This is a genomic window from Streptomyces sp. NPDC048171 (assembly GCF_043202655.1).
GTDB lineage: Bacteria > Actinomycetota > Actinomycetes > Streptomycetales > Streptomycetaceae > Streptomyces.
This window is the reverse complement of sequence record NZ_JBIDAU010000002.1, coordinates 483,267-503,365: the sequence shown is the minus strand read 5'-3', so window position 1 is coordinate 503,365 and position 20,099 is coordinate 483,267. Positions and strand designations below refer to the sequence as shown.

Below are 20,099 nucleotides of genomic sequence, written 5' to 3'. Positions count from 1 at the left end.
GCCCGACACACGCGACGAAGCGGAGGGGAATTCCATGGCCGACACCGTGCTCTACGAGGTGAGCGACGGGCTCGCGACGATCACGCTGAACCGCCCCGAGGCGATGAACGCGCTGAACATCGAGACCAAGGTCGCGCTCCGGGACGCGGTGCGCTCCGCGGCGGCGGACGGGGCCGTCCGCGCGGTGCTGCTGACGGCCGCCGGCGACCGGGCGTTCTGCGTCGGCCAGGACCTCAAGGAGCACATCGGGCTGCTGGCCGCCGACCGGGAGACGGGCTCGGGCGAGACCATGAGCACGGTGCGCGAGCACTACAACCCGATCGTGCGGGCGCTCGCGGACGCCGAGAAGCCGGTGGTCGCCGCGGTGAACGGCGTGGCGGCCGGGGCGGGCCTCGGCTTCGCCCTGGCGGCGGACTACCGGATCGTCGCGGACACCGCCGCCTTCAACACGTCCTTCGCCGGGGTCGCGCTCACCGCGGACTCGGGCATCTCCTGGACGCTGCCGCGTGTCGTCGGCCCCGGGCGCGCCGCCGACCTGCTGCTCTTCCCGCGCAGCATCCCCGCCCAGGAGGCGTACGAGCTGGGCATCGCCACCCGGGTCGTGCCCGCCGCCGAGCTGCGCGCCGAGGCCGAGCGGACGGCGCGGGCGCTGGCCGAGGGACCGACGGTGGCGTACGCGGCGCTGAAGGAGGCGATGGCGTACGGGCTGACGCACTCGCTCGCCGAGACGCTGGAGAAGGAGGACGAGCTGCAGTCGCGGGCGGGGTCCTCGGAGGACCACGCGATCGCGGTGCGGGCGTTCGTCGAGAAGCGGAAGCCGGAGTATTTGGGGCGGTGAGATCAGGGGGTGTGAGCGCCGTCGCGGGGTGCGGGTGCGTCGTGGCTGGTCGCGCAGTTCCCCGCGCCCCTAAGGGGCGCTTCTTGCCACGCACCTCGAGAGGTGGTCGTTGACCAGGCCGCATGCCTGCATCAAGGCGTACGCCGTCGTCGGGCCGACGAAGCGCAGGCCCTGCTTCTTGAGCGCCTTGGACAGTGCCGTGGACTCCGGGGTGACGGCGGGGACGTCGGCGAGGGTCTTCGGGGCGGGGCGGGACGCCGGGTCGGGGGCGTGGGACCAGATCAGCTCGTCCAGCTCGCCCGGCGCCCAGCCGGCGAGCACGCGCGCGTTGGCGAGGGTCGCGTCGATCTTGGCGCGGTTGCGGATGATGCCCGCGTCGGCGAGGAGCCGCTCGCGGTCCTCGTCCGTGAAGGCGGCCACGTCGGCGATCGCGAAGCCGGCGAAGGCGGCGCGGAAGCCGGCGCGGCGGCGCAGGATGGTGATCCAGGACAGGCCGGACTGGAAGGCCTCCAGGCTGAGCCGCTCGAACAGGGCGTCGTCCCCGTGGACCGCCCTGCCCCACTCCTCGTCGTGGTACGTCACGTAGTCCGCGGTGGACAGGGCCCAGGGGCAGCGCGGCGCGCCGTCCGGGCCGGCGACGGCCTCGCCGGTGCTCACTGCTGCTCCTCCGGGGCCGGCTTGTCCATCACCACGTGCTGGTGGGCGGCGGCCGCCCGGGCACCGGCCAGGGCGGACTCCAGGTCGGCGATGCGGGAGTCGCGCTCGGCCAGCTCGGCGCCGAGGCGGGCGAGGGCGTCGTCCACGTCCGTCATGCGGTACCCGCGGAGGACGAGCGGGAAGCGGAGCCGTTCCACGTCCGGGCGGCCCACCGGGCGGTCGGGGGGCAGGGAGTCCCGGAGCCGTTCGGGGTCGGCGTCGGGCAGCGGCCCGCTGTCGCCGCCGCTCACCACGGCCAGCGTCACTCCTGCCACCACGACGACCAGCGCGATGACGAGGAACAGGAACATGACCATCGCTGGGGCCCCCACGGTCGGATCGGTTGGGTCGGGTCGGTTGTGTCGGGTCCGATCGTGCCATGCGAGTCTGACAGCCAGCGGCACCGGTACGAGAGAACGGTATGGACGAGGAGATGTCACAGGGGATGCTCAGGCTGGGCAGGCGTGAATTCGCGGCGCACGAGCCGGTGATCATGGCGATCGTGAACCGGACCCCGGACTCCTTCTACGACCAGGGGGCCACGTTCCTCGACGAGCCAGCCCTCGCGCGCGTGGAGCGGGCGGTGGCCGAGGGGGCCGCGATCATCGACATCGGCGGGGTGAAGGCCGGGCCCGGCGACGAGGTGTCGGCCGAGGAGGAGGCGCGGCGGACGGTGGGGTTCGTCGCGGAGGTGCGGCGGCGGTTCCCGGACGTCGTGATCAGCGTGGACACCTGGCGGCACGAGGTCGGCGAGGCCGTGTGCGAGGTGGGGGCCGACCTGCTGAACGACGCGTGGGGCGGGGTCGACCCGAAGCTGGCGGAGGTCGCCGCGCGGTACGGGGTGGGCCTGGTGTGCACGCACGCCGGAGGCGCGGAGCCGCGGACGCGGCCGCACCGGGTGACGTACGACGACGTGGTGGCCGACATCCTGCGGGTGACGCTGGGGCTGGCCGAGCGGGCGGTGGCGCTGGGGGTGCCGAGGGAGTCGGTGCTGATCGATCCCGGGCACGACTTCGGGAAGAACACCCGGCACAGCCTGGAGGCGACGCGGCGGCTCGGGGAGATGGTGGAGACGGGGTGGCCGGTGCTGGTGTCCCTGTCGAACAAGGACTTCGTCGGGGAGACCCTGGACCGGCCGGTGAAGGAGCGGGTGCTCGGGACCCTGGCGACCACGGCGGTCTCGGCGTGGCTGGGCGCGCGGGTGTACCGGGTGCACGAGGTGGAGGAGACCCGGCAGGTCCTGGACATGGTGGCGACGATCGCGGGACACCGGGAGCCGGCCGTGGCCCGGCGGGGCCTGGCGTAGGGGCGGGGCGCTCCCGGCGCTGCCCGCCCCCCGCCGGAGGGCCGGGCCCTAGCGGCCCGCCTCCTTGGAGACCAGGGCGACCGCCTCGTCCACGTCGTCCGTGACGTGGAAGAGCAGGAGGTCCTTCTCGGCGGCCTTGCCCTGGGCCACCAGGGTGCCCCGGAGCCAGTCGATCAGGCCGCCCCAGTACTCGGAGCCGAAGAGGACGATGGGGAAGCGGGTGACCTTCTGGGTCTGCACCAGCGTGAGGGCCTCGAAGAGCTCGTCGAGGGTGCCGAGGCCGCCGGGCAGGACCACGAAGCCCTGCGCGTACTTCACGAACATCATCTTGCGGACGAAGAAGTAGCGGAAGTTCAGGCCGATGTCGACGTAGGGATTGAGCCCCTGCTCGAAGGGCAGCTCGATGCCGAGGCCGACCGAGGTGCCCTCCGCCTCCAGGGCGCCCTTGTTGGCGGCCTCCATGGCGCCGGGCCCGCCGCCGGTGATGACCGCGAAGCCCGCCTCGACCAGGCCGCGGCCCAGCCGGACACCGGCGTCGTACTCCGGCGAGTCGACCGGCGTGCGGGCGGAGCCGAAGACGCTGATCGCGGGGGGCAGTTCGGCGAGCGTGCCGAAGCCCTCGATGAACTCCGACTGGATGCGCAGGACCCGCCAGGGGTCGGTGTGCACCCAGTCCGTCGGAGCGCGCTCGTCCAGCAGGCGCTGGTCCGTGGTGCTCTTCTGGACCTGAGTCCGCCGCCGGAGGACAGGGCCCAGGCGCTGCTCCTCCGGTGGCCGCTTCTTGCCCTCGGGGTTGCCGGTAGCCATGCGCGCTCCCTCCAGTTGCAGGTTCTTCCACCTCAGCGTAGATCTACGCGGGTTACGTACGAGGGACATCAGCATGTCCGCCACGCACCGGGGTAAACCCGTTTCCGGCGAGGCTGGATCAAGCCGTCAGCCAGGACCGCAGGCGCTCCTCGCCCGCGAGCACCTTCGCGACCTCGACCCGCTCGTCCCGCTTGTGCGCCAGATGGGGGTTGCCCGGGCCGTAGTTCACCGCCGGTACGCCGAGCGCCGAGAAGCGGGACACGTCGGTCCAGCCGTACTTGGGCTGCGGGGTGCCGCCCACCGCCTCGATGAAGGCGGCCGCGGCCGGGTGGGAGAGGCCGGGCAGGGCCGCGCCGCTGTGGTCGTCGACCACGAACTCGGCCACCCCGCAGTCCGCGAAGACCTCGCGCACGTGCGCGAGGGCGTCCTCGGGGCTGCGGTCGGGGGCGTAGCGGAAGTTGACCGTGACCACGCACTCGTCGGGGATGACGTTGCCGGCGACTCCGCCCGTGATGCCGACCGCGTTCAGTCCCTCGCGGTACTCCAGGCCGTCGATCACCGGGTAGCGGGGCTCGTACGCGGCCAGGCGGGCGAGGATCGGGGCGGCGGCGTGGATGGCGTTGGAGCCCATCCAGCTCCGTGCCGAGTGCGCCCGCTCCCCCGACGTCCTGAGCAGCACCCGCAGGGTGCCCTGGCAGCCGCCCTCCACCTGCCCGTCCGACGGTTCGAGGAGCACCGCGAAGTCGCCCTCCAGCCACTCGGGGTGCGCCTCGGCGACGTGCTTCAGGCCGTTCAGGTCGGCGGCGACCTCTTCGTTGTCGTAGAAGACGAAGGTCAGGTCGCGGTTGGGGGCCGGGACGGTGGCCGCGATGCGCAGCTGCACCGCTACGCCCGCCTTCATGTCGCAGGTGCCGCAGCCCCACAGGACGCCGTCCTCGTCGAGCCGGGACGGCACGTTGTCCGCGATGGGGACGGTGTCGATGTGGCCGGCCAGGATCACGCGCTCCGCGCGGCCCAGGTCGGTCCGCGCGACGACGTTGTTGCCGTACCGCTCGACCGACAGGTGGGGCAGGCTGCGCAGGGCGCTCTCGACCGCGTCCGCCAGCGGCTTCTCGGTGCCGCTCTCGGAGGGGAAGTCGACCAGCCGCGCGGTAAGCTCGGCGGCGTCCAGCGTGAGGTCAAGCGGGGTGTCGGCCATGGCTCCGACCCTAGCGCCCCTGCCCGTTCGGGCACTGTGCGTACCCGGCGTACACCGGACCCTACCCTCCAGTACCTTGTACGCGTGCTTCAGCCCTCCCCGTCGCCCAAGCGCCGTGGCCGTCTCGTCCGTACCGGCGCGGCCGCCATGGCCCTGTTCGCCGTCGCCGGATACCTGGCGGTGCAGTACGTCACCGGGGGCGCGGGCGCTCCCGGCTGCAAGGTGGTCTCCGGCGGGAGCGAGGGGACGACGTACGAGTTCACGCCGGAGCAGGCGGTCAACGCGGCGACGATCACCGCCGTGGGCACCGCGCGCAAGCTGCCGGAGCGGGCGGTGACCATAGCGCTGGCGACCGCGCTGCAGGAGTCCACGCTGCGCAACCTCGACCACGGCGACCGGGATTCGCTCGGCCTGTTCCAGCAGCGCCCGTCGCAGGGCTGGGGCACGCCGGAGAAGATCATGGACCCGGCGTACTCGGCGGGCCTCTTCTACGACCACCTGGTCGAGATCCCCGGCTACCAGGACCTCGAACTGACCGACGCCGCCCAGCGCGTGCAGCGCAGCGCCTTCCCGGACGCGTACGCCAAGCACGAGCCGGACGCCACGCTGCTCGCGGCCGCCCTGACCGGACGGTCCGCGGCGACCCTGACCTGCGACGGACGCCCCGGCGCGACGCGGGAGAAGGGACCGGACGCGGTACGCGCCGCGCTGGTGCGGGACTTCGGGCGCGCGGTGTTCCAGCCGGCCGGCGCGACGGTGGGCGACGCCTCGGCGGAACCGGCCGCGGCCTCCGGCGACGGTGACGACGAGCGGACCGTGACGCTGCCCGTGGCCGCCGACGCCGCCCAGGACGCCGGTGAGGACCCTCGGCAGCGCGGCTGGCAGTTGGCGCACTGGGCGGTGGCCAACGCCTCCTCGCTGCACGTCGAGCGGGTCTCGTACGCGGGCCGGGAGTGGACCGCGGGCAACACCGACAGCAAGTGGGCCCCGTCGGGCACCCGCGGCACCCAGGGCGCGGAGCGGGCGGCGGGCTCGGTGCGCATCACGTCCATGCGGTAGCGGTCACCCGTACGATCCGTCACTCTCGCGGGTTGCGCGCACGGGCCCCGGGTCGACGCGGGGCGCGCCTTTTCGCGTGGTCACCCCCGAGTGCTCCGCAGCTCGGGAAAATCAAGGGCTGTAAGGATTCGGCAGACTTTCCGACCGGAGCCCTTTTGCCCGTTTTTCTGTGCACCCGATAATGCGACACATTGCCAACTCTTTACACTGCGCCGCCGCAACCTTCGCCGCCTTCGAGCGGTAGTCACTGCGTCCGAGCCCGATGGATCACCCGCCGGGATCGGTTCGGTACCTCACCAGTTGACTTCCGTCGAAGGAGCATCATGTCCCTCCCCCTGACCCGCCGGATCGCCCGTGCCGCGCTGCTCGTCGCTGCGGGAGCGGCCGCCGGGGTCGGTGCGGCCGGCTCCGCCAGCGCGGCTCCCGAACTGCCCGCCACCCCCAACCTCGGGGGACTGACCGCCCTGGACGGCGCGAACGTCGGCAACACCGTGGACTCCGCCGCCCAGAGCCTGACCGCGACCGCGGGCGACACCGGCGGCAAGGCCGTCAAGAAGGCCGTGCCCAAGGCCGGCAAGACCGGTGGCTCGGTCGTCAAGAAGGCCACCCCGGCCGCGCAGGGGGCCGCCGGGCAGGTGGCGGGTCTCACCGGGGACATCGTCGGTGACACGGCGCAGACCGCCACGAAGGGCGGGCTGCCGACGAGCGCGCTGGGCAAGGGTGGGCTGCCGGTGCAGGGGCTGCCGATCGGCTAGCGCCGGGCTTGTACGGCGCCGGGGCCCAGGGTTCTTTCTCCTGGGCCCCGGCGTTTTGCTTGCATGCGTCGGTGCGGTGGGCGTCGGTTGGCCGTGGCCCGGCGTCGGTGGCTGTGCCCACCCGTTCCGCCCTGCGGAACGACTGCCCACAGCCGGGCCGACGCCGTCAGGACTTCAGGCGGGCTGTCGCTGCCTGGACGCGTTCGTCCGTTGCCGTCAGGGCCACCCGGACGAAGTGGTCGCCCGCGGGGCCGTAGAAGTCGCCGGGGGCCACCAGGATGCCGCGGTCGGCCAGGTGGGCGACCGTGTCCCAGCAGGACTCGTCGCGGGTGGCCCAGAGGTAGAGGCTGGCCTCGCTGTGCTCGATGCGGAAGCCGTGGCCGAGCAGCGCCTCGCGCAGCGCCGTGCGGCGGGCCGCGTACCGCTCGCGCTGGACGCGCACGTGCTCGTCGTCACCGAGGGCCGCCACCACGGCCGCCTGCGTCGGCGCCGACGTCATCATGCCGCCGTGCTTGCGGATCTCCAGCAGCGGGCCCAGGACGGCCGGGTCGCCGGCCAGGAAGGCCGCGCGGTAGCCGGCGAGGTTGGAGCGCTTGGAGAGCGAGTGCACGGCCACCAGGCCGTCGTACGAACCGCCGTTGACGTCAGGGTGCAGCACGGAGACCGGGTCGGCCTCCCAGCCCAGTTCCAGGTAGCACTCGTCGGAGACGACGAGGACGCCGTGCTTGCGGGCCCACGCCACGATCCGGGTCAGCTCCGCCTTCGGCAGGACCCTGCCGGTCGGGTTCGACGGCGAGTTGAGCCACAGCAGCCTGAGCCCCGCCGGGTCCAGGGCGGTCGGGTCGTCGTAGGCCTCGTACTCCGCGCGGGCCAGGCGCGCGCCGACCTCGTAGGTCGGGTAGGCCAGGCGGGGGAAGGCCACCCGGTCGCCGGGGCCGAGGCCCAGCTGGGTCGGGAGCCAGGCGACGAGTTCCTTGGAGCCGACGATGGGGAGCACATGGCGGTGGGTGACGTCGCGGGCGCCGAGGCGGCGCTCCACCCAGCCGGTGATCGCGTCGCGCAGCGCCGGGGTGCCCCAGACGGTCGGGTAGCCCGGAGAGTCCGCCGCGTCGGTCAGGGCCTTCTGGATCAGCTCGGGGACCGGGTCGACGGGCGTACCGACGGAGAGGTCGACGATGCCGTCGGGGTGGGCCGCGGCCGTCTTCTTGTACGGCTCCAGCTTGTCCCAGGGGAAGGTGGGAAGCCGGTCGGAGACTGCGGACACGATGCTGGCTCTCTTTCGTCTTCGTCCTGCGGCAAACGCCTCGGTCCCGTACCGCGCCGATCGGGACGATCAGGCCGTACGGGACCGAGGCGGCGCTGGTGCGGGCCGCTTTTACTGGTTCTGCGGCGGCAGCGCGGCGACGAAGGGGTGATCGCGCTCGATCAGGCCCAGCTTGCTGGCGCCGCCCGGCGAACCGAGCTCGTCGAAGAACTCGACGTTCGCCTTGTAGTAGTCCTTCCACTCCTCCGGAGTGTCGTCTTCGTAGAAGATCGCCTCGACCGGGCAGACCGGCTCACAGGCACCACAGTCGACGCATTCGTCCGGGTGGATGTACAAGGACCGCTGGCCCTCGTAGATGCAGTCGACCGGGCACTCCTCGATGCACGCCTTGTCCTTCACGTCGACACAAGGCTGCGCGATGACGTAGGTCACGCTGTCGTTCCTCCTCGATAGGGCGCTGGCGGGCCTCCTCAGGCTCCGCCGCCTGGCGCGCGGGAGCGCGGCGTCGTCGATGCCCGCCCCTAGTATCTCCGTTCTTGGGCATGATCCGAACAGGAGGGGTGGACAGACCCGTGGAAATCTCTGCCGCCGGGCGTCTTGAGGTCCGTATCACCACTGCTGACGTGGGCAAACGAGTATCCGTGCGGCGCTTGAGCGAACCGGGTGGCGCGGGTGAGAAGTTCACCGACACGGTTGGTGTTCTCACATCGTGGACCGACGGTGTGCTGCTGATCACACGGAAGAGTGGCGAGTCGGTGCGGATCGCGGAGTCGGCGCTGGTCGCCGGGAAGGTCGTGCCGTCCGCGCCCGCGCGCCGGCGCGGTCCCGCCGCGTCGTACGAGGAGCTGGCGCGGATCGCGGCGCGGGCCTGGCCGCCCGTCGAGAGCGAGTGGCTCGGCGAGTGGCAGCTGCGGGCGGCCGCCGGGTTCACGCGGCGGGCCAACTCCGTGCTCCCGCTCGGCGATCCGGGACTGCCGCTCGACGACGCGCTGAGCGCCGTACGACGCTGGTACGGCGCGCGCGGGCTGCCCGCGTTCGTGCAGACCGCCACCGGTGCGGAGGGCACCCAGGAGCGGCTGTGCGCGGAGCTGGAGCGCCGGGGCTGGGTGCGTGAGGTGTCGGCCGAGGTGTGGACCGGCGGCCTGGCGCCGGTGGCCGACCTGGCCGAGGGCGCCGGCGTGGTCCTGTCCCGGGACGCGGACGAGGCGTGGCTGGCCCGCTACCAGCGCAAGGGCGTCTCCGACGTGGCCCTGCGGGTGCTGGGCGGCGGTCCCTCGGTGTGGTTCGCCACGGTGCCCGGCGCGGACGCCCCGGCCGCCATCGGGCGCTGTGTGGTGGACGGGCGGTGGGCCTCCTTCGCGGCCGTCGAGGTCGACCCCGCGCAGCGGCGCCGGGGGCTCGCGACCGCCGTGATGGCCGCGCTGGCCCGGCGGGCGCTGGACGAGGGCGCGTCGGCGGCGTGGCTCCAGGTGGAGACGGAGAACGCGGGGGCGCGGGCGCTGTACGCCGGGATGGGCTTCTCGGCGCACCACGCGTACCACCACTACCGGGAGCCCGCGGGCGCCGGGACGGCCACGCCGTGACGGGGCACGTGCGGCCGCCCTCGCCGGAGCGCTCCGCCGAGGTGCGGCGTCGGTTCGCCGAGGAGGCGCGGTCCGAGCGGCCCGACCTGGCCACGCTGCTCCTGCTGCTGGGCGCGGAGGCGGACGGGGCGCTGGACGAGGCGGGTCTTGACGCCGCGCAGGTGGAGCTGGACCGGCTGGCCGGGGAGCTGCCCTTCCGGCCGGGTTCGCCGCGGGCCTGGGCGGTGGCGCTGCGGGATCTGCTCGGCGAGCGGTACGGATTCCACGGGGTCGCCGCGGACTACCAGCGGCTGGAGTCGTCCCTGCTGCACGAGGTGCTGCGGCGGCGGCGCGGGCTGCCGATCATGCTGTCGGTGGTGTGGCTGGAGGTCGCCCGGCGGGCGGGGGCGCCGGTGTACGGGGTCGCCCTGCCGGGGCACTTCGTGGTCGGGTTCGGGCCGGAGTTCGGGCCGGAGGAGGAGCGGGTGCTCGCCGACCCGTTCGACGGCGGCCGGGTGCTCGACGGCGGGGACGCGGAGGTGCTGGTCGCCGGGGCGACGGGGACGGGGCTGCGGCCGTCGATGCTGGAGCCCGCGGCGCCGTTGGAGGTGGTGGCGCGGGTGCTCAACAACATCCGGGCGTGGGCGGCGGGGCGGCCCGAGGAGTCCGCGGTCGGGCTGTGGGCGATCGAGCTGGCGCTGCTGCTGCCGGCGCATGCGGCGCGGTTGCGGTACGAGCGGGCGCGGTTGCTGGTGGGGCGGGGCGAGTTCTCGGCGGGGGCCGGGGAGTTGGAGGCGTACGCGGAGGTCGTGGGGGCGGTGGACGAGGGGGTCGCTGAGGAGGTTCGGGGGGAGGCGCGGGCCGCTCGCGCGATGCTGAACTGAGGCGTGCGCCAGGGCGCCGTGGGGGTGCTGTCGTCTTGCGGCTGACGGTCGTGTGTGGCTCGTCGCGCCCACGTGGTGGAGCCACACATCGAGATGGCCCCGCGCCCCTTCGGGGCGCCGGGCAGGTGCCCGGCGCCGCTCGTCAGCTCGGGTTGGTCTCGATGACGGCCACCCGGTCGGTCTTGCTCTTCAGGGCCTGGCGCAGGGCGCCGTAGACGTCCTCGGGGGTGACGGCCGTCTTCTTGCCGTCGGCGCGGGTGATGAGCACGCCGTCGAACGTCTGACCGTAGAGGCCCTTGAGGGCGTTCAGGTCGGGCTTGTCGACCAGCTTGCCGCCGACGGCCGTGACACCGAGGAACTTCCAGAGCGACTTCTCGGGGCTGAACTTGACCTCGGCGCCGCTCGCCCGGACCGTCACTATGCCCGACATGGCCGGCTCGGCGAACTCCTTCAGCATCCGGTCGACCTCGGCCTTGGAGACCGTCGGCTGCTGGGTGGTCGTCGGCACGCTCACCGCGGCGGCGGTGCCGGTCTCCACCTGGGTGCGGTACGCCGCCTGCACGGACTCGGTCGACTTGGCGACGTCGATACCCTTGCCCGCCTTGCCGTAGACCGGCACGGCCCTGCCGGACTCGAACTTGATCGAGCCCTCGGTCACGGAGCCGGCGCCGCCCGCCGCGTCCTCCAGGGCGGCGTGCAGCTTCTCCTCGTCGACGGGCATCTCCGGTTCGACGACCCGCTTCTGCCCGAAGAGCGAGCCGATCACGGAGACCGGGTTGTAGTCGCTCGTGGCCGCCGCGCTGGCGGTGGCCTGCGAGTCGAGCTGGAGCCCGGCCTGGTCCGGCTTGAGGGAGACGGTCTCGCCGCCCACCGTGAGCTTCAGCGGCTTGCCCGCGCGGGCGCCGAGGGTGTCGTCCAGCTTCTCGACGGCGTCGTCGCGGGTGCCGCCGCCGATGTCGACGCCGAGCACGGTGGTGCCCTTGGGCACGTCCGAGCGGTTCATCAGCAGGCCGGCGCCGTAGGTGACACCGGCGATCACGACCACGCCGCCGACGAGCAGCGGCAGCTTGCCGCGCCCCTTCTTCTTCGCGGGCTTGGCGGAGGCGGCCGGGGGCGTGGAGACCGGTTCGGGCAGCTTGGGCGGCGTGTGCGGCAGGGGTCCGTCGCCGCCGGGGCGCTGGCCGCCCTGGAACGGCGCGGTGCGCTCGCTCGGTACGACGGGGATGCCGCTGGTGACGGTGTTGCCGGAGATGTTGTCCGGGTTGCCGTAGCCCGGCGTGCCCGGCTCGGGGGCCGGCTTCTGCGGGGTGAGGATGGCGGTGTCGTCGCTGAGCCCACCGCCGGGGCCGGTGCCGGGGCCCTGCGTCCTGCCCGGGGCGGCGGGACCTCCCGGGCCCCGTACGCCGGTCGGCGCGGGCCCGCGCTGGGCCGGGGGCGCCGCGGGGGCGTTGAAGTCGCCGAGGTCTCCGAGGTCGCCCACCGGGGGCGGCGAGAGCCGGCCCTCTCCGGTGACCGGGCCGCCGGTCGGACCCGCGGGGCCACCCGGGCCGCCTCCGTAGGGGGACTGCCCGTTCGGGCCGCCGCCCTGGGTGCCCGGTCCGTCGCCGGAGAAGTACGGCAGGTCGTCGCGGCGCGGCTCGCCGTCGGGGCCGGTGCCGGGGCGGGCGCCGTTGCCGCCGAGCGGTCCGGCCGCCAGCGCCTCGGTCACGTCGAAGGAACCGGTGCCTCCGCCGTGGCCGGGCGCCACGGGGCCGCCGGTCGCCCCGGGGAGACCGGCGCCGTTCGTGGAGCCGGGCCGGGAGCCGCCGGGCACGTTCATGGAGCCCACGACGCCTCCGGGGCGGCCGCTGCCGCCTCCCGGACGGGCACCGGCGCCGGACGCGCCCGTGCCGGGGGTGCCGGCCGGGGCACCGGGGGCCGGGCCCGAACCACCGGGCACACCAGCGCCGTTGGTGGAGCCGCCGCCCGGAGTGCCCTTGCCGGGACCGGACTTGCGGGGCGCGAACCAGTCGCTGGTCGGCTTCTCCTCGGCAGTCCCGGCAGGCCCGGCGGGCTCGGCGGGAGCCTCGGGCGCGCCCGCGGGCGCGGCCGCGCCGGGCGCGGGCTGCTCGGCCGTCGTCTCCGCGTCGCCCGCGCCGCTCTCGGCATCCGTGACGGGCTTGCGCACGACGACGGGCGGGATGGGCCGCGACCCGGGGATGTTGATCCGGATACGGGTCGTCAGCGTCGTCTCGGTCTTGCGGTCCTCCGGTCGCGCGGCCGAACGGCCCGCGTCCGCACCGGCGTCGGAAGCCGTGGGTGTCCCGTAGGGCGGGGTGCCCGACGGGTACGCGGCTCCGCCGCGCCCGTGGGGCCCGGAGGACGAACTGTCAGTTTCACGACTCAAGGCAGGTTCTCCCGGTTGGCTCCGCCGCCCGTCACCCCTTCGGAGCGGGCGGCTCGGCGGCGCGCACCACCATACTGGCCACTTCTCACGCGTATCCCGTGACCGCCGGGGAAACCCACACGGGACTCGCACGAGCACGCTATGGCGAAGTAGTACGTCACTTGCGAAGTCGGGCGGCGTCGCCGTCCGGTTGCCTCACCGGCGCGAGGGTGGCGCACATCACAGCAACCGCGATCCCACCGAGCAGGAAGAGATAGGAGCCGATCCCCGCGGCGAACACGAAGTCGCCCTCGGGGCGGCTGGTGGTGAGCAGCACCACGGCGAGCGCCCAGCCGGCGGCCGGCGCGACGGCGCCGCCCCGGCGTCCCACGGCACGGCCCGCCCCGAGGCACAGCCCGGCCTCGGCGGCCAGGGCCAGCAGCAGCCCCCCGGGGAACCAGGCCGGCTGGAGCAGCGCCCCGGCGGCGCCGATCACGGCGCCGAGTACGAAGAGCCCGACATAGAGGGCGGCACGGCCGAGCGAGGGCGGGCGCAGGGGCTGGGCCAGCGCGGAGGTGGTCGGCGGGGTGCGTCCGCTCACGACGCCTCCTCTGTCTCGTGGGTCCCGGTTCCGGTCCCGATCCCGGCGAAGAGGTCGCTCTCCCGCCCCTCACCGGCCCGCTCGCCCCGCACGAGTTCGTAGTACTCGGTGGTGAGGACCGGCTGGGCCAGGTCGTTGGAGAGGACGAAGTACGGTCCGGCGACCGTGATCTGCGTGGCGTGGGCGCGCATCGCGGCGGCCTTGGCGGCGGCGTACGCGGTGCCCTCGCCTCGGATCTCGGTGGTGATCTTCCCGTCGTCGACGACGCCCGGTACGTCCTCGACGGCGGCCGCCCTGTCGAACGGCGTGCCCGGCAGTTCGGCACGGAGGCGTGCGAAGTCGTCCTCGACGCGGGAGCGCGGGACGCGGTTCCAGTACACCTTCTCCACCGGGCAGCCCGCCTCGGCCGCCAGTTCCACCGCGCGCATGGCGATGCGGTGGGCCTGGATGTGGTCGGGGTGGCCGTAGCCGCCGTCGGGGTCGTAGGTGACGAGCACCTGGGGGCGTACCTCGCGGATCACCTCGACGAGGAGCGCGGCGGCCTCGTCGAGGTCCGCCTGCCACAGGCAGCCGGGGTCGTCGTTGTCGGGCAGCCCCATCATCCCGGAGTCCGCGAACCGGCCCGGCCCGCCGAGCAGCCGGAAGTCCTCGACGCCGAGCGCGCGCATCGCGTCCGCCAGCTCGCCCCTGCGGTGTCCGCCCAGGGCCGCACCGGCCAGGTGCGCCAGCTCGGGCGGGATGACCTCCCCCCGCTCACCGAGGGTGCAGGTCACCAGCGTCACGTGGGCGCCTTCGGCGGCGTACCTGGCCATGGTGACGCCGTTGTTGATCGACTCGTCGTCCGGGTGCGCGTGCACCAGCAGCAGACGCCGGGCGGGGAGTGCCTTCATGGGGGCCACCCTATGAGGCCGCGCCCCCGTTCTCGTAACTGTCCAGGGCTTGTCCAGTGCCGTCCGGGCTGTCCTCGCGTTGCCCCGGGTAAGGCGTGGCGGTACGGCACGGGAGTACGGAGGGGCGCGACATGTCGGTGGACGTCGAGACCGAACAGGTGGACGAGCCGGGGTGGGAGGTGGACCCCAACGACGACTGGGCGCTCGCCGTGATCGCCACGGTGGGGCGGCAGCTGAAGCTGCGGCGCGAGGCGGTGGGGATGCGGGCCGCGGACTTCGCGGTGGCGGTCGGGTACGGGGAGGACCTGGTCTACAAGGTCGAGGGCGGGAAGCGGATCCCCCGGCTCGACTACCTGGACACGGCGGACCGCGTGCTGGACGCGGGCGGGCTCATCTCCGCGATGAAGGAGGACGTGCGGAGGGTCCGGTATCCGAAGAAGGTGCGGGATCTCGCGCAGATGGAGGCGCGGGCGGTGGAGCTTCAGCTGTACGACCCGTTGAACGTGCATGGGTTGTTGCAGACTCCCGAGTACGCACGAGGGCTGCTCCTGATGCGCCGCCCTGCGTACTCGGCGGACGAGGTGGAGCGGTTCATCGCCGCGCGCGTGGCCCGGAAGGCGGTCTTCGACCGGGACCCGGCGCCGGAGCTGAGCTTCGTCCTTGAGGAGTGGACGCTGAGGCGTCCGCTGGGCGGCAGGGCGAACCTGCGCGGCCAGCTTGAACACCTGCTGGAGATCGGGCAGTCGAGGAACGTCGAGTTGCAGGTCATGCCGATGGACCGCGAGGAGCACGCCGGCCTGGCGGGCGGCATCGAGGTACTCAAGTTCCAGGACGGCTCGATGGTCGGACGTTCCCCCGTGGTCGCCTTCGGCCGTCCGGTCTCTGACCCCAGGCAGCTACGTATCCTGGAACTCCGGTATGGAATCATCCGGGCGCAGGCCTTCACGCCGCGTGATTCGGCCGCGTTCATCGAACGACTGCTGGGGGAGACATGACCCGCACGAACGATCTCGCGTGGTTCAAGAGCAGCTACAGCAGCAGCAGCGAGGGCGACTCCTGCGTGGAGGTCGCTCTCGAACCCCGCGCCGTCCACGTCCGCGACTCCAAGAACCGCCCGGACGCCGGCCCCCGGCTCGCGCTGGCTCCGGGGGCCTGGGCGGACTTCGTGGCCGCCGTCAGAAGTTGATGCTCCCGATCATCCCCGCGATGTTCGTCGTCAGCTCACTGATCGTGGGTGCGACGGTCGAGGAAGCCAGGTAGAAGCCGAGCAGCATGCACACCACCGCGTGCCCCGCCTTCAGACCGGACTTCTTGACCAGCAGGAAGACGATGATCGCCAGCAGCACAACCGCCGAAATCGAGAGTGCCACGGCGGCTCACCTCCAATGGGCCCAGGGACATGGGGGGTCGGTCGCAGTCGGATCTTGGGACAGTGCACGCAGATAAATCCACGCTGCGGGCACCTGGTTGATACCCACTATGCGCTAGTGATCATAACTATCCGTGCGCGCGCATCTCTCGGCGCACGGCCGCACAAGGGGGCGCATGGCCAATATGGTCGAGGCATGACGACCGAGTCCGACTCCTTCCCCAAACGGCACGCCCGCACCCAGCGGTTCACGCTCGGCGCGCCGCGTTCGTTCACCGTGGCGCCCGACGGTTCACGGGTCGCGTTCCTGCGCTCCGGCACCGGCACGGACCGGGCCAACTCCCTCTGGGTTCTCGACATCGACCAGGGCACGGAGCGCGTCGCCGCCGACCCGCGGGCCCTGCTCGGCGGTGCCGAGGAGGCCCTGTCGCCCGAGGAACGGGCACGGCGCGAGCGCAGCCGCGAGGGAGGTGCGGGCATCGTCGGCTACGCCACCGACTCGGCCGTCGAGCTGGCCTCCTTCGCCCTCTCCGGTCGGCTCTTCACCGCCGAACTGCGGGCCGGCACCGCCCGCGAACTGTCCACGCCCGGACCGGTGATCGACCCCCGCCCCTCCCCCGACGGACGGCACATCGCGTATGCCGCGCGGGGCGGCCTGCGGGTCGTGGGCGCCGAGGGTGACGGGGACAGGGCCCTGGCGGAGGCGGACGGCGAGGGCGTCACGTACGGGCTCGCCGAGTTCATCGCCGCCGAGGAGATGGGCCGCAGCCGGGGCTTCTGGTGGGGCCCGGACTCGGACCGGCTGCTGGTGGCACGGGTGGACGACACGCCCGTGCAGCGCTGGTGGATCTCCGACCCGGCCCGCCCCGAACGTGATCCACAACACGTGCCGTACCCGGCGGCCGGCACCGCCAACGCGGACGTACGCCTGTTCGTCCTGGGCCTCGACGGGGGGCGCACGGAGGTTCTGTGGGACCGGGCGCGGTATCCGTATCTGGCGCGAGTGCACTGGTCAGCGTCGGGAGCGCCGCTCCTTCTCGTACAGGCGCGCGACCAGCGCAGCCAGTTGTTCCTGGCCGTGGACACCGTGTCCGGGACGACCCGGATGGTGCACGCAGACGAAGATCCAACTTGGCTGGAACTCTTCCCCGGCGTGCCCTGCTGGAGCCCGTCCGGGCAGTTGGTGCGGATCGCCGACGAGGGCGGTGCGCGTGTACTGGCGGTCGGTGAACGGCTGCTGACCGGAGGGCAGTTGCACCTGCGGGCGGTACTGGACGTCGGGGACGACGACGTGCTGGTCTCGGCGTCGGCGGGCGCGGAGGCGGCCGACCCGGAGACGGGCGAGGTACACGTCTACCGGGTGAACGAACTCGGCGTGGAGCGCGTCTCGCAGGAGCCCGGCGTGCACACCGCGGTGCGCTCCGGGGGCGTGTCCGTTCTCGTCACCGCGACGCTCGACCGCCCGGGCGCCACAGCGCGGGTTCTTCGGGACGGCAAGACGGCGGCCACCGTCGCCTCGTATGCCGAAGACCCCGGTTTGTCCCCGCGCGTGACACTCACCCAAGGGGGCGCACGCGCTGTCCCGTGCGCCGTGCTTATGCCAACGGACTACCACGGTGACACCCTCCTCCCGGTCCTCCTGGACCCGTACGGTGGCCCGCACGGCCAGCGGGTGGTCGCGGCGCACAACGCCCACCTCACCTCGCAGTGGTTCGCCGACCAGGGGTTCGCGGTGATCGTCGCCGACGGGCGGGGCACGCCCGGGCACTCCCCCGCCTGGGAGAAGTCCATCAAGGACGACGTGGCCGCGGTCGTGCTCCAGGACCAGGTCGACGCGCTCCAGGCGCTCGCCGCGGACTTCCCGCTGGACCTGAACCGGGTCGCCGTGCGCGGCTGGTCCTTCGGCGGCTACCTGGCCGCGCTGGCGGCCCTGCGCCGGCCAGACGTCTTCCACGCGGCCGTGGTCGGGGCGCCGGTCACCGATCTGCGGCTCTACGACACCCACTACCAGGAGCGGTACCTCGGCGACCCCGGCGAGCAGCCGGACGTCTACCGGCGCAACTCGGTGATCGACGACGCCGGGCTGGTGGACGCCGCCGAGCCGCACCGCCCGATGATGGTCATCCACGGGCTCGCGGACGACAACGTGGTGGTCGCGCACTCCCTGCGGCTGTCCTCGGCCCTGCTGGCCGCCGGCCGCCCGCACGAGGTGCTGCCGCTGTCCGGCGTCACGCACATGACCCCGCAGGAGTCGGTCGCCGAGAACCTGCTGCGGCTCCAGGTCGACTTCCTCAAGCGGTCGCTGCCCGCACCGTCGTAGGACGCGTCACCCGTACGCCAACCGGCTTAACACACAGGCAACTTCGCCGAAGCGGCTCCGATATACGGACGGGTGAAGCTCTTCAGCGTACGGCCGTGCGGGTGCCGTAAGCGGGCCGGGGATCGCCATGTCACCCCGGCCCGCTGCCGTCTCCCCCGGTGCCGTCGCCCTCGCTCTCGGGCGGCACCACCTGCTTCTCCTCGGCGAAGTGGCACGCCGAGTCGTGGGCCGCGGGTCCGGAGACCGAGCGGAACTCCGCGGGGACGGCGAGGGCCGGCACCTCCAGCGCGCAGCGCTCCTGCGCCTTCCAGCAGCGGGTGCGGAAGCGGCAGCCGGAGGGGATGTTCGTCGGGGACGGGACGTCGCCGGCCAGGATGATCCGCTCCCGGTGCTCCCGGGCCTCCGGGTCGGGCACCGGTACGGCGGACAGCAGGGCCTGGGTGTAGGGGTGGGTCGGATGGTCGTAGATCTCGGCGTCCCGGCCGGTCTCCACGATGCGGCCGAGATACATCACCCCCACCCGGTCGGAGATGTGCCGGACGATCGACAGGTCGTGCGCGATGAAGATGTAGGACAGGTCGAACTCGTCCTGGAGGCGGCCCATCAGGTTGATCACCTGGGCCTGGACGGAGACGTCGAGGGCCGAGACGGGTTCGTCGGCGACGATGATCTCCGGGCGCAGGGCGAGGCCGCGCGCGATGCCGATGCGCTGGCGCTGGCCGCCGGAGAACTGGTGGGGATAGCGGTTGATGTACTCCGGGTTGAGGCCGACCACGTCCAGCAGCTGCTGGACCCGGGCCCGCCGGTCGCCCTTCGGCGCCACCTCCGGGTGGATGTCGTACGCCTCCCCGATGATGTCGCCGACCGTCATGCGGGGGTTGAGGGAGGTGTAGGGGTCCTGGAAGACCATCTGGATGTTCCGGCGGACCGCCTTGAGGGCCTTCCCGGACAGCTTGGTGATGTCCTCGCCCTTGTAGCGGATCTCGCCGGCCGTCGGCTTCTCCAGGTTGACCAGCATCTTGGCGACCGTGGACTTGCCGCAGCCGGACTCGCCGACGATGCCGAGGGTCTCGCCGCGGTCGAGGTGGAAGTCGACGCCGTCGACCGCCTTCACCGCGCCGACCTGCTTCTTGAAGAGGATGCCGGTCGTCAGCGGGTAGTGCTTGACGAGGCCGGTGACCTGAAGGATCGGCTCAGCCATGCAGGCACTCCCTCCAGAAGTGGCAGGCGCTGCCCCGCTCCGCGTCGGACTCGGTGACGTCGTACAGCGGCGGTACGTCGGTGCGGCAGACGTCCTGGGCCATCGGGCAGCGCGGATGGAAGGCGCAGCCGGGCGGGATGCGGGTGAGGTTGGGCGGCAGGCCCTTGATGGCGTACAGCTCCTGGCCCTTCTGGTCCAGGCGCGGGATCGACTCCAGCAGGCCGCGGGTGTAGGGGTGGGCGGGGTTCTTGTAGATGTCGTGGACGGGGGCGGTCTCGACGATGCGGCCCGCGTACATGACGGCGATCTTGTCGGCGACGTCGGCGACCACGCCCAGGTCGTGGGTGATGAGGATGAGGCCCATGTGCAGCTCGCGCTGGAGTTCCGCGAGCAGGTCCATGACCTGGGCCTGGACGGTGACGTCGAGGGCGGTGGTCGGTTCGTCGGCGATGATCAGCTTGGGCTCCAGGGCCATCGCCATGGCGATCATGATGCGCTGGCGCATGCCGCCGGAGAACTGGTGCGGGTACTGCCGCACCCGCTCCTTCGCGGCCGGGATGCGGACCCGGTCCATCAGCTCGACGGCCTTGGCGCGGGCGTCCTTGCGGGACATGCCCCGGTGCACGGTGAACATCTCGCCGAGCTGGTCGCCCACGGTCAGGACGGGGTTCAGCGAGGACAGCGCGTCCTGGAAGATCATCGCCATCTCGGCGCCGCGGACCTTCCTGCGCTCCTCCTCCTTCAGCTTCAGCAGGTCCCGGCCCTCGAAGAGGATCTCGCCGGAGGTGATCCGGCCCGGCGGGATGTCGAGGATGCCCATGATCGTCTGGGCGGTGACGGACTTGCCGGAGCCGGACTCGCCGAGCACGGCCAGGGTCTCGCCCGCGTCGACGCCGTAGCTGACGCCGTTGACGGCCCTGGCGACGCCGTCCCGGGTGTGGAACTCCACGTGCAGGTCGCGCACTTCGAGCAGCATGGCGCCGG

General features: G+C 72.9%; 21 protein-coding genes. 9 read left to right on the top strand and 12 right to left on the bottom strand.

Features of this window, described 5'->3' with window-relative positions:
• Positions 1-34: 34 nt before the first annotated feature.
• Positions 35-838: an enoyl-CoA hydratase/isomerase family protein gene (locus ACGF3J_RS06715; RefSeq protein ID WP_161331086.1), complete on the top strand. Its 804-nt coding sequence runs from the start codon at positions 35-37 to the stop codon at positions 836-838.
• Positions 839-907: 69 nt separating this feature from the next.
• On the opposite strand, the gene ACGF3J_RS06710 is transcribed toward ACGF3J_RS06715, so the two are convergent.
• Positions 908-1,495, bottom strand: a complete 588-nt coding sequence (locus ACGF3J_RS06710) for a DNA-3-methyladenine glycosylase I (RefSeq protein WP_393853570.1) — start codon at positions 1,493-1,495, stop codon at positions 908-910.
• Entirely contained in the window at positions 1,492-1,851 is a 360-nt protein-coding gene (locus tag ACGF3J_RS06705; RefSeq protein ID WP_122616075.1) for a DivIVA domain-containing protein, read from the bottom strand. The genes ACGF3J_RS06710 and ACGF3J_RS06705 overlap by 4 nt, the downstream gene beginning before the upstream one ends.
• 128 nt (positions 1,852-1,979) lie before the next feature.
• Here ACGF3J_RS06705 and folP point away from each other — a divergent pair, with 128 nt between their 5' ends.
• Entirely contained in the window at positions 1,980-2,840 is an 861-nt protein-coding gene (gene folP, locus ACGF3J_RS06700) for a dihydropteroate synthase (RefSeq protein WP_122616356.1), read from the top strand.
• Between the two features lie 48 nt (positions 2,841-2,888).
• On the opposite strand, the gene ACGF3J_RS06695 is transcribed toward folP, so the two are convergent.
• On the bottom strand, positions 2,889-3,647 hold the full coding sequence (locus ACGF3J_RS06695) for a TIGR00730 family Rossman fold protein (protein ID WP_161331088.1): 759 nt from the start codon (positions 3,645-3,647) through the stop codon (positions 2,889-2,891).
• Between the two features lie 118 nt (positions 3,648-3,765).
• Positions 3,766-4,845 carry a succinyl-diaminopimelate desuccinylase gene (gene dapE / locus ACGF3J_RS06690; protein ID WP_393853569.1) on the bottom strand — a complete coding sequence of 360 codons (1,080 nt, stop codon included), beginning with the start codon at positions 4,843-4,845 and terminating at the stop codon, positions 3,766-3,768.
• A gap of 147 nt (positions 4,846-4,992) precedes the next feature.
• Here dapE and ACGF3J_RS06685 point away from each other — a divergent pair, with 147 nt between their 5' ends.
• Both ACGF3J_RS06685 and ACGF3J_RS06680 read left to right on the top strand, forming a co-directional pair.
• Positions 4,993-5,904, top strand: a complete 912-nt coding sequence (locus ACGF3J_RS06685) for a heavy metal transporter (protein WP_202558715.1) — start codon at positions 4,993-4,995, stop codon at positions 5,902-5,904.
• Positions 5,905-6,227: 323 nt separating this feature from the next.
• Positions 6,228-6,659 carry an ATP-binding protein gene (locus ACGF3J_RS06680; protein WP_161331091.1) on the top strand — a complete coding sequence of 144 codons (432 nt, stop codon included), beginning with the start codon at positions 6,228-6,230 and terminating at the stop codon, positions 6,657-6,659.
• 166 nt (positions 6,660-6,825) lie between these two features.
• Here ACGF3J_RS06680 and ACGF3J_RS06675 read toward each other — a convergent pair whose 3' ends face one another.
• Positions 6,826-7,923 (bottom strand): bifunctional succinyldiaminopimelate transaminase/glutamate-prephenate aminotransferase, encoded by a 1,098-nt coding sequence (locus ACGF3J_RS06675; RefSeq protein WP_393853568.1) that lies wholly within the window; start codon positions 7,921-7,923, stop codon positions 6,826-6,828.
• Between the two features lie 111 nt (positions 7,924-8,034).
• Positions 8,035-8,355 carry a ferredoxin gene (fdxA, locus tag ACGF3J_RS06670; RefSeq protein ID WP_003973842.1) on the bottom strand — a complete coding sequence of 107 codons (321 nt, stop codon included), beginning with the start codon at positions 8,353-8,355 and terminating at the stop codon, positions 8,035-8,037.
• Positions 8,356-8,495: 140 nt separating this feature from the next.
• On the opposite strand from fdxA, the gene ACGF3J_RS06665 reads away from it, so the two are divergent.
• The gene (locus ACGF3J_RS06665; protein WP_393853567.1) at positions 8,496-9,506 is read left to right on the top strand and encodes a GNAT family N-acetyltransferase; all 1,011 of its coding nucleotides are present in this window, start codon (positions 8,496-8,498) and stop codon (positions 9,504-9,506) included.
• Positions 9,503-10,369, top strand: coding sequence for a transglutaminase-like domain-containing protein (locus ACGF3J_RS06660; protein ID WP_393853566.1), 867 nt, complete (start codon positions 9,503-9,505; stop codon positions 10,367-10,369). Before ACGF3J_RS06665 ends, ACGF3J_RS06660 begins: the two co-directional genes overlap by 4 nt.
• Before the next feature lie 142 nt (positions 10,370-10,511).
• Here ACGF3J_RS06660 and ACGF3J_RS06655 read toward each other — a convergent pair whose 3' ends face one another.
• The 3 genes from ACGF3J_RS06655 to mshB all read right to left on the bottom strand — a co-directional run bounded on the left by ACGF3J_RS06655 (position 10,512) and on the right by mshB (position 14,225).
• Positions 10,512-12,755 (bottom strand): hypothetical protein, encoded by a 2,244-nt coding sequence (locus ACGF3J_RS06655; protein ID WP_393853565.1) that lies wholly within the window; start codon positions 12,753-12,755, stop codon positions 10,512-10,514.
• Positions 12,756-12,912: 157 nt separating this feature from the next.
• On the bottom strand, positions 12,913-13,335 hold the full coding sequence (locus tag ACGF3J_RS06650) for a DUF6113 family protein (RefSeq protein ID WP_161330871.1): 423 nt from the start codon (positions 13,333-13,335) through the stop codon (positions 12,913-12,915).
• The gene (mshB, locus tag ACGF3J_RS06645) at positions 13,332-14,225 is read right to left on the bottom strand and encodes an N-acetyl-1-D-myo-inositol-2-amino-2-deoxy-alpha-D-glucopyranoside deacetylase (RefSeq protein ID WP_393853564.1); all 894 of its coding nucleotides are present in this window, start codon (positions 14,223-14,225) and stop codon (positions 13,332-13,334) included. The genes ACGF3J_RS06650 and mshB overlap by 4 nt, the downstream gene beginning before the upstream one ends.
• A gap of 131 nt (positions 14,226-14,356) precedes the next feature.
• Here mshB and ACGF3J_RS06640 point away from each other — a divergent pair, with 131 nt between their 5' ends.
• Both ACGF3J_RS06640 and ACGF3J_RS06635 read left to right on the top strand, forming a co-directional pair.
• Positions 14,357-15,220 (top strand): helix-turn-helix domain-containing protein, encoded by an 864-nt coding sequence (locus ACGF3J_RS06640; RefSeq protein ID WP_393853563.1) that lies wholly within the window; start codon positions 14,357-14,359, stop codon positions 15,218-15,220.
• Positions 15,217-15,411 carry a DUF397 domain-containing protein gene (locus ACGF3J_RS06635; protein WP_122616065.1) on the top strand — a complete coding sequence of 65 codons (195 nt, stop codon included), beginning with the start codon at positions 15,217-15,219 and terminating at the stop codon, positions 15,409-15,411. The genes ACGF3J_RS06640 and ACGF3J_RS06635 overlap by 4 nt, the downstream gene beginning before the upstream one ends.
• Here the strand turns inward: ACGF3J_RS06635 and ACGF3J_RS06630 are convergent.
• A complete protein-coding gene (locus ACGF3J_RS06630) occupies positions 15,401-15,595 on the bottom strand; it encodes a hypothetical protein (RefSeq protein ID WP_029393692.1) in 195 nt (64 codons plus the stop codon). The genes ACGF3J_RS06635 and ACGF3J_RS06630 overlap by 11 nt on opposite strands.
• 195 nt (positions 15,596-15,790) lie before the next feature.
• Between ACGF3J_RS06630 and ACGF3J_RS06625 the strand changes: the two genes are divergently transcribed.
• The gene (locus tag ACGF3J_RS06625; RefSeq protein ID WP_161330867.1) at positions 15,791-17,914 is read left to right on the top strand and encodes a S9 family peptidase; all 2,124 of its coding nucleotides are present in this window, start codon (positions 15,791-15,793) and stop codon (positions 17,912-17,914) included.
• A gap of 130 nt (positions 17,915-18,044) precedes the next feature.
• Here the strand turns inward: ACGF3J_RS06625 and ACGF3J_RS06620 are convergent, their stop codons facing one another.
• Positions 18,045-19,115 (bottom strand): ABC transporter ATP-binding protein, encoded by a 1,071-nt coding sequence (locus ACGF3J_RS06620; RefSeq protein WP_161330866.1) that lies wholly within the window; start codon positions 19,113-19,115, stop codon positions 18,045-18,047.
• Positions 19,108-20,091: an ABC transporter ATP-binding protein gene (locus ACGF3J_RS06615; protein WP_122616062.1), complete on the bottom strand. Its 984-nt coding sequence runs from the start codon at positions 20,089-20,091 to the stop codon at positions 19,108-19,110. The genes ACGF3J_RS06620 and ACGF3J_RS06615 overlap by 8 nt, the downstream gene beginning before the upstream one ends.
• Positions 20,092-20,099 lie beyond the last annotated feature (8 nt).

Excerpts from the sequence above, each read along its gene's own strand:
- ACGF3J_RS06680 (WP_161331091.1), top strand. The coding sequence starts at position 6,228 with ATGTCCCTCCCCCTGACCCGCCGGATCGCCCGTGCCGCGCTGCTCGTC.
- ACGF3J_RS06715 (WP_161331086.1), top strand. The coding sequence starts at position 35 with ATGGCCGACACCGTGCTCTACGAGGTGAGCGACGGGCTCGCGACGATC.
- ACGF3J_RS06640 (WP_393853563.1), top strand. The coding sequence starts at position 14,357 with ATGTCGGTGGACGTCGAGACCGAACAGGTGGACGAGCCGGGGTGGGAG.
- ACGF3J_RS06705 (WP_122616075.1), bottom strand. The coding sequence starts at position 1,851 with ATGGTCATGTTCCTGTTCCTCGTCATCGCGCTGGTCGTCGTGGTGGCA.
- ACGF3J_RS06615 (WP_122616062.1), bottom strand. The coding sequence starts at position 20,091 with ATGCTGCTCGAAGTGCGCGACCTGCACGTGGAGTTCCACACCCGGGAC.
- ACGF3J_RS06635 (WP_122616065.1), top strand. The coding sequence starts at position 15,217 with ATGACCCGCACGAACGATCTCGCGTGGTTCAAGAGCAGCTACAGCAGC.
- ACGF3J_RS06625 (WP_161330867.1), top strand. The coding sequence starts at position 15,791 with ATGACGACCGAGTCCGACTCCTTCCCCAAACGGCACGCCCGCACCCAG.
- mshB (WP_393853564.1), bottom strand. The coding sequence starts at position 14,225 with ATGAAGGCACTCCCCGCCCGGCGTCTGCTGCTGGTGCACGCGCACCCG.
- dapE (WP_393853569.1), bottom strand. The coding sequence starts at position 4,845 with ATGGCCGACACCCCGCTTGACCTCACGCTGGACGCCGCCGAGCTTACC.
- ACGF3J_RS06620 (WP_161330866.1), bottom strand. The coding sequence starts at position 19,115 with ATGGCTGAGCCGATCCTTCAGGTCACCGGCCTCGTCAAGCACTACCCG.
- folP (WP_122616356.1), top strand. The coding sequence starts at position 1,980 with ATGCTCAGGCTGGGCAGGCGTGAATTCGCGGCGCACGAGCCGGTGATC.
- ACGF3J_RS06695 (WP_161331088.1), bottom strand. The coding sequence starts at position 3,647 with ATGGCTACCGGCAACCCCGAGGGCAAGAAGCGGCCACCGGAGGAGCAG.
- ACGF3J_RS06685 (WP_202558715.1), top strand. The coding sequence starts at position 4,993 with ATGGCCCTGTTCGCCGTCGCCGGATACCTGGCGGTGCAGTACGTCACC.